The 9,620-nt window shown below is 60.6% G+C and carries 14 protein-coding genes and 1 pseudogene; 14 read left to right on the forward strand and 1 reads right to left on the reverse strand.

From position 1 onward, the window contains the following. From BF95_RS29875 to BF95_RS23615, 5 genes and pseudogenes are all read left to right on the forward strand, one after another. Positions 1-210: hypothetical protein (locus tag BF95_RS29875; protein ID WP_043155050.1), on the forward strand; the 210-nt coding region annotated here is incomplete at its 5' end. 423 nt (positions 211-633) lie between these two features. Continuing rightward, a pseudogene (locus tag BF95_RS29880) lies at positions 634-981 on the forward strand (TonB-dependent receptor); the annotation flags it as partial. Between the two features lie 800 nt (positions 982-1,781). Next, on the forward strand, positions 1,782-2,540 hold the full coding sequence (locus BF95_RS29885) for a TonB-dependent receptor (RefSeq protein WP_235209966.1): 759 nt from the start codon (positions 1,782-1,784) through the stop codon (positions 2,538-2,540). 47 nt (positions 2,541-2,587) lie between these two features. Beyond that, complete coding sequence (locus tag BF95_RS23610) at positions 2,588-3,130, forward strand: hypothetical protein (RefSeq protein ID WP_037480377.1); 543 nt, start codon at positions 2,588-2,590, stop codon at positions 3,128-3,130. A gap of 2 nt (positions 3,131-3,132) precedes the next feature. Beyond that, complete coding sequence (locus BF95_RS23615; protein ID WP_051520214.1) at positions 3,133-3,564, forward strand: DUF1636 domain-containing protein; 432 nt, start codon at positions 3,133-3,135, stop codon at positions 3,562-3,564. 233 nt (positions 3,565-3,797) lie between these two features. Here BF95_RS23615 and BF95_RS23620 read toward each other — a convergent pair whose 3' ends face one another. Next, positions 3,798-4,061: a LysR substrate-binding domain-containing protein gene (locus tag BF95_RS23620; protein WP_235209967.1), complete on the reverse strand. Its 264-nt coding sequence runs from the start codon at positions 4,059-4,061 to the stop codon at positions 3,798-3,800. A gap of 311 nt (positions 4,062-4,372) precedes the next feature. On the opposite strand from BF95_RS23620, the gene BF95_RS23625 reads away from it, so the two are divergent. The 9 genes from BF95_RS23625 (at position 4,373) to BF95_RS30835 (ending at position 9,527) form a co-directional block, all read left to right on the forward strand. Further along, the gene (locus tag BF95_RS23625; RefSeq protein WP_043155055.1) at positions 4,373-4,639 is read left to right on the forward strand and encodes a hypothetical protein; all 267 of its coding nucleotides are present in this window, start codon (positions 4,373-4,375) and stop codon (positions 4,637-4,639) included. A 383-nt stretch (positions 4,640-5,022) separates the two neighbouring features. Further along, positions 5,023-5,778: a LuxR family transcriptional regulator gene (locus BF95_RS23630; protein ID WP_235209968.1), complete on the forward strand. Its 756-nt coding sequence runs from the start codon at positions 5,023-5,025 to the stop codon at positions 5,776-5,778. Positions 5,779-5,912: 134 nt separating this feature from the next. Further along, positions 5,913-6,527, forward strand: a complete 615-nt coding sequence (locus BF95_RS23635; protein WP_096063691.1) for an acyl-homoserine-lactone synthase — start codon at positions 5,913-5,915, stop codon at positions 6,525-6,527. Between the two features lie 11 nt (positions 6,528-6,538). Then, positions 6,539-7,438, forward strand: coding sequence for a phytanoyl-CoA dioxygenase family protein (locus BF95_RS23640; protein ID WP_043155060.1), 900 nt, complete (start codon positions 6,539-6,541; stop codon positions 7,436-7,438). Between the two features lie 44 nt (positions 7,439-7,482). After that, positions 7,483-7,908: a MarR family transcriptional regulator gene (locus BF95_RS23645; RefSeq protein WP_051520215.1), complete on the forward strand. Its 426-nt coding sequence runs from the start codon at positions 7,483-7,485 to the stop codon at positions 7,906-7,908. Positions 7,909-7,939: 31 nt separating this feature from the next. Beyond that, on the forward strand, positions 7,940-8,164 hold the full coding sequence (locus BF95_RS23650) for a CopG family transcriptional regulator (protein WP_193378838.1): 225 nt from the start codon (positions 7,940-7,942) through the stop codon (positions 8,162-8,164). Beyond that, positions 8,161-8,598: a TA system VapC family ribonuclease toxin gene (locus tag BF95_RS23655; RefSeq protein ID WP_037475387.1), complete on the forward strand. Its 438-nt coding sequence runs from the start codon at positions 8,161-8,163 to the stop codon at positions 8,596-8,598. Before BF95_RS23650 ends, BF95_RS23655 begins: the two co-directional genes overlap by 4 nt. Then, on the forward strand, positions 8,598-9,299 hold the full coding sequence (locus BF95_RS23660) for a nucleotidyltransferase domain-containing protein (protein WP_327195520.1): 702 nt from the start codon (positions 8,598-8,600) through the stop codon (positions 9,297-9,299). The genes BF95_RS23655 and BF95_RS23660 overlap by 1 nt, the downstream gene beginning before the upstream one ends. A gap of 54 nt (positions 9,300-9,353) precedes the next feature. Next, positions 9,354-9,527 carry a hypothetical protein gene (locus tag BF95_RS30835; protein WP_327195521.1) on the forward strand — a complete coding sequence of 58 codons (174 nt, stop codon included), beginning with the start codon at positions 9,354-9,356 and terminating at the stop codon, positions 9,525-9,527. The last annotated feature ends 93 nt before the right edge of the window (positions 9,528-9,620 follow it).

Consider the following 9,620-nt stretch of genomic DNA (forward strand, 5'->3'; position numbering starts at 1 on the left):
CGCAAAGCGAAAGTCGCCCTGGCCAGGAAGCTGGCGGTAACATTGCACGCAATGTGGCGTACCAACACGACCTTCCGGGAGGCGGCCATGGCTGATCCAAATCCGAAGCAATACGCTGAACTCAAGCGCGACAGAACGCGTCCCGCTGGGACGCTTAGCGAGGGTGAGATCGTTCCCGCGAGTGCGGCACGGACCGCGCACACCACTTAGATTCACCCTACTTTGAACGCTAACATGCGGCGTCCAGCGCGACGACCGCGGAGAGAACCCTGGAGCCCAGCGCGCGTGACGAACCGCAAAGAGGTCAGCTGTTGACAGTGGCGATTAGAGAACCCCGTGGGACACGATCCCATTGGAACCTTCAAGGTTCTGAGAAGGCGGCCGAACCGGCGTTGACCCGCAAGCCAGGAGACCTGCCCGTCGCAGTCGTTCTTCGTCCGGACAGGGTGTGCCGGTCGAACGAGGATATCCTCGCGCAACGACAGTTCGACCGTGCGTGTTCGCGCGGTGTGGTGTCGTGCGTTCTGCGCTCGTCCCCGCGCCGCGTCGTGCGCGCCCGGTCTTGTCAAAGACGGGGGATTAACGATGCGTAACATTTTACAAACCACTGTGGCCGCATTGGCCTGCCTTCCCATGGCCGTCCAGGCCGAACCCCTGGCGGCGATCGATGCGGGCGGCGTTATTGTCGTGTCGGCCCTGCGCACGCCAACGCCTGTCGACACTGTCGCATCCAGCCTCACCGTGCTCGACAAGAAGGCCATCGACGCATCGCAAGCACCGGTCGTGTCGGACCTGCTGGTCCGCACACCGGGCATCAGCTTCACGCGCAATGGCGGCTATGGCACGGCGACATCCATCCGTATCCGCGGTGCCGAGGGCGACCAGACCGTGCTGGTCATTGACGGGGTGAAGCTGGCAGACCCATCTTCAACCGATGGCGGCTATAATTTCGCGACACTGATGACCGGCGACATCGACCAGATCGAAATATTGCGCGGGCCGCAATCGATCCTGTGGGGCAGCCAGGCGATCGGCGGCGTCGTCAACATCGTGACGGCAACGCCCGACCGCAAGCTGGAGGCGTCCGCCGATATCGAAGCGGGCTCGCGCGATACCGTCAATGCGCGGGCAGCCGTGGGCGGGCGCAGCGGCCCCGTTCACTGGCGCGTTGCAGGGGGGCGCTTCACAACCGAGGGCATCTCCGCGATCAGCCCGCGCTTTGGCGGCAAGGAGCGGGACGGATATACCAACAGCACGCTCAACGGGCGGGTCGGCATTGCCCTGTCGCCCGGTATCTCCGTCGATCTGCGCGGCTATTACGCCAAGGGGCGCGCCGACATCGACAGCGCAGGATCGGTCCCGGACAGTTCGGAATATTCGCTGGTCGAGGAGTGGACCAGCTATGCCGGGCTCAATGCCGATCTGTTCGACGGCGCGCTGCGCAACCGCCTGGGCTTTAGCCGCAGCGAAACGGTGCGCGACAATAGCAATCCGTTGCGGACGGTGCGTCCGCAAAGCTTCGCCGCCAAGGGGCAAACCGATCGGTACGAATATCAGGGCACGCTTGGCCTCGCCCAGGGCTGGACCATCGTCTTTGGTGTGGAACGCGAAGAACAGAAAATGCGCTCCGCCTCGCCTCCCAATAGCCTGGCCAGCTTTACCACCATCCGGGCGTCGGCCGAGATCGACAGCCAATATGCACAGGTCAGGATCGAACCGGTCGTTGGCCTCACGCTTAATGGCGGCTTCGCCATGATCGTCATTCGGCCTTTGGTGGCAATATGGTATTTGGTGGCGGCGCGGTCTGGTCGCTGTTTGACGATCGCACGATCCTGCGCGCCAGCTATGGCGAGGGCTTCAAAGCCCCTACCCTCTACCAGTTGCACAGCGAATATGGGAACAGCGCGCTCGACCCGGAAAAGTCGCGCGGTTGGGACGCAGGGGTTGAGCAGCATCTTTTCGACCATAAGCTGATCCTGTCGGCCACCTGGTTCGAACGGAACACGGACAATCTGATCACCTATAATGGCTGTCCGACAAGCAACCGCCCGCCGCTTTGTCTTGCGCCAGGAACGACTACGCCGCGGGCGGGCTATTATGCCAATATCCAGCGCAGCGAAGCGCATGGTCTGGAAATGGCAGGCCTTGCCCAGATCGGCCGCCTGACCATCGACGGCAATTATAGCTGGATCGTGGCGGAAGACCGGTCGCCGGGCCTCAATTTCGGCAATCAGCTTGCGCGCAGGCCGCGCCACGCCGCCAATGCGACAGCGCGCTATGCCTGGCCGTTCGGCCTCAACACGGCGGTCGCCATGCGATGGTCAGGCGAGACGATCGACACGGCGCGGACCAGTGCCACGGTGACGCCCTTCGTCAACCGCGCTTATACGATCATCGACTTGCGCGCGGAGATGCCGGTGACGCAGACCCTCACCCTGTTCGCGCGGGCCGAAAATCTGTTCGACGACTATTATGAAACCGCGCGTCGCTATGGCCAGCTTGGCCGCAGCATCTACGCCGGGTTCCGGGCGCGGCTGTGATGACCCGGCCCTATCCCCACCCTCGTAAAGCCAAGGAGTGCCTGTCCATGCAGCCTATGTCCCCTGCCGCCGCCCGCAATTTGTGGATCGGATCGATGACCTTCGCCAGCATAGCGACGACGCTGGTGCTGGCCTGCGCCACGCCCTTTCCCGCTCTGGCTGCGCTCGCGGCTCTCTATGTGCCGCGCAAGGCGGGGATCATCCTCATGCTGGCCGCCTGGTCGGCGTCGCAAGCCGTCGGTTATTGCCTGTTGGACTATTCGCTGACGGCGCAGAATGCCGGTTGGGCCGTCACTCTGGCGCTGGCGGCTATCGCTGCCTTGCTGGTAGCTGATCGCATAGTCAGCGCTTTGCCGAACCAGTCCTCCTTTGCGCGGCTCGTCATGGCCTATATCGCCGCCTTTGTCGGGTTCAAGCTGGTCGTTCTGATCGGTGCCGTGGCGATGAACGCAGGCTATGGGGCGTTCACACCGGACATCCTGCTGCGGCAATTTGTCCGTTACGCTCTTATCCTGGGTGGCCTGCGCCTGTTCCAGCTTCTGCTGGAAAGCGGCGGCCTGCTGAGGCGCGATCTGCGGGCGGCGGCCTGACCATGTTGCAAGCGGTCAAGGATGGGCCTGCCATCGTCGCCTGCAACAGCTGTCGCTTCTCCCCCGAGGAGCGGCAGGACGCAAATGGCCTGTTCGGCGGAGGGAAGCTGGTGGAGGCACTGCACCAGGTCAAAGCGAGTTCGAACCGCTATGATGGCGTGGACGTCCAGGAGATGCCCTGCCTTTTTGCCTGCAAGGCGCATTGCACCATCCATCTGCGTGCGCCCGGCAAGATCAGCTATGTGCTTGGGCACTTCCTGCCCGATGAGGCGGCGGCACGCGCCATCCTTGATTATGCGGTTCACTATGCACAGAGCGAACATGGGCAGGTGCCCTATGCGCAATGGCCCGACGGGGTGAAGGGCCATTTCATCACACGCGCGCCGCCCGTTGGCTTTGGCGACATAAGCGTCCAGCTAAACGGGATAGCTTAGACTCGCACCGAAGTTCTGCGGGGTGATTTCGGCTGGGCAGAAGGCAAAGCTCTATCCAGTTTAGGTCGTTGGTCGTTGATTTGGAGGTCCGCGTTCAGGGGAAAAACGGCCTACTCAATTCCGCGATCGAACCAGTCCAGCCTTTCAAAGGGAAATTCCTGATTCGCGCAACCGGGCGTTGCGCTCCGTTCTCGAGACAATGATTTTGTGCTCTCGGTTCGCACCGATCTTGATCAGGACCACGCTCCTTGCCTCCCTTGTTCCCGCATGGCCTCAATGAACACGCGAACCGCAGGCATAGCCGCCCGACCGGGATCGTAGAGCAGGCTTACCGGCATGGGGGACGGGGCATGATCCGCCAGCACCTCCACTAACTGCCCGTTCGCAATGCGCGGGGCCGATTGGTAGCTCAGCAGATTGGCGAGTCCCACCCCCGCCTCAGCAGCGGCGATGGTCGCATCGATGCTGTTGACGATCAGGCGGGGGACTATATCCACGATATTGTCGCCCCCCCCGTACACCCCGGAGATCAAGCCCGGTAAGAAGGGCAAGCTGCCGACCTGTAAAGAATGGCGGACCTACCAGATGCCAGATCACCACCTCCTTCTTAGGTCAGCCTTCAAGGTAGACTTTGCGTCCCATTATTTGGAGGATCTGGAAAAGCCGTAATCCCGATCGGGTCAGCGCCTGCCAGATCGCTTCCCCTGAACGAGCAGTATCTGCACCTTAGCGCCGACACCCCCCTTGCAACGCTGTGTAGATTTGGCATTCTCACTTCCGGCGGCCAGATCCATGAGGACCATGGATCATGCCGAGACTAACCGCACGCGAACGTCTGGCCGAGCTTGAGACGAGACAGCGCAAATCGTCCAACGAGATCGACGCTGCGCGCATCTCCGTGCAATCGCGCTATGCTGCTGTTGTCCAGGATCTGTCGGTAGAAACACTGACTGAACGGAAGTTGCGCGAGCTGCGGCAGCTCTCGATCCAACGTGGTGGCGCAGCAGCCATTGCCGCCCTCAAGCCCCCGCTACCACCCAAAATGCCTGGCAAGAAGTCGAAGCCGCCAAGATAGGCGGTCGATCAGTGATGAGAATGCTGACCTGGCATTATCGCGAAGATCACTGCCTAAACCCATCGCCCAAATCGCAGCACCGTGCCTTGTGTATCGGGGCGGGCGGGCCCGTTGAGGCGCGCTTGCCGCCGATAGGATGTTGCGTCCAAGCCACGCCTTCGATGACAAATTTGTGAAAAGAACATTTCGGTTTAAAACCGACTTGGCGCTGACGTCGCCGCTGTTACTCTTCTCCCGTTCCGCTGAGCAAAGTGACCCCGGCTCTCCTCCACGGCCGGGATGGGCAGCAGCCCGGCAGTGAGCGGACCGATGCGCCAGGATCGCGTCGTCAATTTGGACAGTGTCGCCGACAGGCCAACCCATATGAGGAGAAAGTCATGTATATGTCACCGCGTCTCGCAACCTTTGTAGATGACTGCAGAGAAGTTACGGACGAATTTGCGCTCAAAGCGCTGCTCGGCGAGGCAACGCCCTCGTTGGGTTTCGAGCAATTCGCCCTCGTTGATCATGTGGATCTGATCGGTCCGCCCCACGACACCATGGTGATCACGAGCTACCCTGAGGGCTGGATAGAGCGATCTCTGTTACGCAACTATTATGTCGACGACCCCGTGCATGCGGCCAGCACGAAAACGGTAACGGCGTTCCTGTGGAGCGTCATTCCCGCCATGATCAGGATGACGAAACGACAACGCCACATCCTGGAAGAGGCCAAGCCATTCGGTTTGCGCGAGGGCTTGACCATCCCGGTGCAGGCGGCTGGCGAATATAGGGGAAGCTGTTCGTTCGCAGGACGCGAGACTGTCAGGCCCACCGCCGACCTGTTAGGGGCCGCTCAAGTCATCGGCATGTTCGCGTTTGAAGCGGCGCGCCGTCTGCAGCGAGCGCGATGGGCACCCGGCACGAAAACGCCCGACATTCCCGCGCTCAGTCAGAGGGAGCTTGACTGCATTGCCCTGGTCGGATGCGGTAAGGGCAATGCCGAAATTGGGGGTATCCTCAATATTTCACCGAACACGGTCCGCCAATATATTGAGGATGCCATGCGCAAATATGATGTCTACAAGCGAACCGAGCTGGTCGTGCGCGCCTTGTTCGACGGACAGATTTGCTACCGCGCCCTCAATATCAGAAGGTAGATCTTCCAAAGCCGCACGCTTTGCGTGCGGCACTATCTTCGGTCCCCCGCTCTCCGCCATCCCTCTTTTTGGAGGAATTGTTCCCCCGTCCCTGTTGCGCGACGCTGACTTGCCAACAGGACAAGGGAGCCGACATGATGCAAATCATTCGAGGCGGGAGCCTCCAGGAACAAACCGTTCTTCGATCCATGTATGAGGCGCGCAAGCGCGTCTTCATCGATCTGCTCCGCTGGGACATCCCCGTCCTGGCCGGACGTTATGAAATCGATCAGTTCGACGGTCCATCGACCATCTATCTGATCGCCGCCGAGCGCGACGGCACCCATCTGGGATCGATGCGGCTTCTGCCCACCAGCGGCCCCAACCTGCTTGGCGATATTTTCCCTGAACTGTGCGACCTGGCGCCACCCGCGAGCACCACGATCTGGGAGATATCGCGCTTCTGCCTGTCTCGCGACTTGCGCGCGGCCGAGCGCCGTCAGGTCCGCGATCATCTTGTGACGATGGCGGCCAGCTTCGCGCTTGAGGAAGGCATCGAGAGCTATTGCTGCGTGGCCGACATGCCCTGGTTCAGCCAGATCCTGTCTTTCGGGTGGGAATGTCGCCCGCTTGGCCTTCCAAGGACGCTGGCCTGCGGCATGCTGGGTGCGATGCAGATCATCATCTCGGAAGACACGCCCGCGTTGATGCAAGCCGCCGGCGTCTGGCGCCCTGCCCCCGCTCAATTCGCCGCGGTCGCCGCCGCATAGGAGAAACGACCATGGCACATTTACCCGATACTCCATGTGCAGAGTTTCACGCCGATCTACTGCTCGACCAGGGCTATTGCATCATTCCGCAGGCCATATCCCCATGTGAGGTTACAGCCCTGGCGTGCGACCTCGCCGACGACTTTAGCGCCACCCCGCTTTCGGCGGGGCCATTTTACGGCGACGATACGAAACGCTTTGGCAGTCTGCTCAGGCGGTCAGACCGGACAAGGGATTTCGTCCAGCATCCCATGATCCTCGATATCGTGCAGAAAGTGCTGGGTCCCTGGTGCGATCATTTCTCGCTCAACCTTACGCAAGCGATTGAGCTGATGCCCGGTTCGCGGAAGCAGGTGCCGCATCGCGACCAGGATATGTGGCCATGCAGCCGCCTGGTCGATCCGGCCCTCGGGGTCGAGTTTCTGGTCAATGTGATGTGGCCGTTCACGCCCTACACCCAGGAGAATGGCACAACCCATGTCTGGCCTGGCAGCCATCGGCGCTGCAGCGAGGTGCTGATCGATCCACACGAATCCATCGTCGCCGAGATGGAACCAGGCGCGGCGCTCCTGTTCCTGGGCTCCACGCTGCATGCCGGCGGGGCCAATCGTTCGCTCGCGCCCCGCCGCGGCATGATCATCAGCTACACACTGGGATGGCTTAAGCCTTATGAACTGCAGTGGCTGGCCTACCCGCCCGAAGTCGCCCGCACCTTCGATGCCGATCTGACAGATTTGCTGGGCTACCGCATTCACCGGCCTAATCTTGGCAACCATGAGGGGCGCTGTCCTTCCCTGCTGTTGCGCGATCCGGGGCGGCAGGTCGGCGCGATCGACATGCTCGCCTCCGAGCAGCACGCGCTGATCGACGCTTTCCGGGCTGGCGAATTGCCGAAGCCGGTCACCGGCTGAGCAAAAGCAGGGATAGATATTCGCGTGCATCGACAGGGGATAAAATGCGGCACAACGACGACGATCTGGAAGAGGCCGCAGCGAGGCGGCGGCATAAACGGCTGGAGACGTGCCGGGCACTGATCGAGGAACGTCGTCTGATCGAAAAGAGCCTGGGCAGTCACCTGTGCACCAATCCCAACTGGGACATGCTGCTCCATCTGTACCAGGCCGAGCTGGAAGGTTTTGCGGTCTATCAGTCCGCCCTCTGCACGGTCGCCAACATCCCCCATTCAAGCGCGCATCGGTGGACCGCCAACCTTGCCGTGCGGAAGATATTGACGCGCCGTCCCGACCCGCGCGACAAGCGGCGGATCACGGTTCGGCTGGCGCCGCCAATCAAAAATGCCCTCAACCATATTATGGATGGGGCTTGTGCGGCCGCCGCCGCATTCGTCCATCGTTGCGCCATCGATTCAGATGGCATATGATGCGCGATGCTCAATGCGTGAGGATGATGCAATGCGGACGACCCTTGTGATCGATGATGATGTCATGGCGGCGGCGCGTGCGATCGCCGATCATCAGCATAGTTCGATCGGGCGCGTCCTGTCGGATCTCGCCCGTAAGGCGCTCCGTGCGCCCGAAGCAACGCGCACGCGCAACGGGATCAGTCTCTTGCCAGCCAAGCCTGGGGTCGTGGTGACGCAGGATATCGTCAACGCCCTTCGTGATGAGGCGCCATGACCTACCTTCTGGACGTCAACATTCTTGTCGCACTGATCGACCCCAATCATGTCGGTCACGAGGCAGCGCACCGCTGGTTCGAGGCGGAAGGCAGCAAGGCCTGGGCGACTTGCCCTATGACCGAAAACGGCGTGATCCGGATCGTCGGCAACGTCCGCTATCCCGCAACGCCGGGTTCTCCGGCCGAGGTCGCGACGATCATGGCCCAGATGTGCAGACTTCCCGGTCACAGTTTTTGGCCGGACGATATCAGCCTGCTGACCGCAGACCATGTCGATGCAAGCCAGATCCTGACGTCAGCGCAGGTGACCGACACCTATCTCCTTGCCCTTGCGGTCGCAAATGGGGGCAAGCTCGCGACTTTTGATCGCCGCCTGACGCCCAAGGGGGTGGCCGGGGGCAAGGACGCGATCCACCTCATTGGACATCAGTGATGCGTACCAACCTTGACCACCTCCCAGCAGCCAAGCAGCGAGAGCTCGAAGAGGTCGTGCGCATCTTGTTCGCCGAGTTTCGGGAGGCAACCGAGAATGCGACTGGCCGCAAGAAGTCGGCCCGCATCCTCAAGATCATCCTTTTCGGCTCCTATGCGCGGGGCGATTGGGTCGATGCGCCCTTCGATGCCAATCAGTATAAATCCGACATGGATATCCTGGTCATCGTCAACCAGAAGGAACTGGCCGACGTCGCTGCCTATTGGTCGGTCGCAGAGCAGCGCCTCATCGACGCCTATCTGATCGAGAAGCGCATCCATACGCCGGTGCATTTCATCGTTCACTCGCTTCAGCAGGTGAACCAGGGCCTCAGCCATGGCCGGGTCTTCTTCATGGAAATAGCCGAACAGGGCATCGCCCTCTACGAAGCCGATGATCGCGAACTGGCCAARCCCAAGCCCAAGACGCCGTCGGAAGCAGCRACAGCCGCGCAGGACTATTTCGACGAATATTTTCCTGATGCGATGAGTAATTTTGAGCTGGCCAAAGTGGCAATCGAGCGAGACTTCAAAAAAGCAAGCGGCCTTCTTACTCCATCGTACAGCCGAAGCTCTCTATCAGGCTATCCTTTTAACGCTGACATTTTTACACCCCCGTACGATCACAATTATCGCCTTCCTCCGACTACAGGCCGAAGGTAGAAACCCCCGCGCTTTTTCGATGTTTGGCCTCGGGGCTTACGCAAGGAACGCGCAATGTTTCAGAAGCTGAAGGACGCCTATGTGAAGGCGCGCTATTCTAAGCATTATCAGATCGATCTGGAAGAACTGAACTGGCTGGCTGAGAGGGTAGAGATCCTCGGCCGGATGACACATTCCATATGCACAGCCCATGTCGCGAAAACTTCGCGAAAAAAGGCAGCCCATTGACGCTCTTAGACTGTTATCTGCGCAAAAAGAATTCTACAGCGGAAATGACCAAGGATGGGACATTCGCGACAGTCAGGTTCCGAGCACTGATAA

This window comes from Sphingobium sp. Ant17 (assembly GCF_000588875.1).
In the GTDB taxonomy this organism is placed as follows: Bacteria; Pseudomonadota; Alphaproteobacteria; order Sphingomonadales; family Sphingomonadaceae; genus Sphingobium.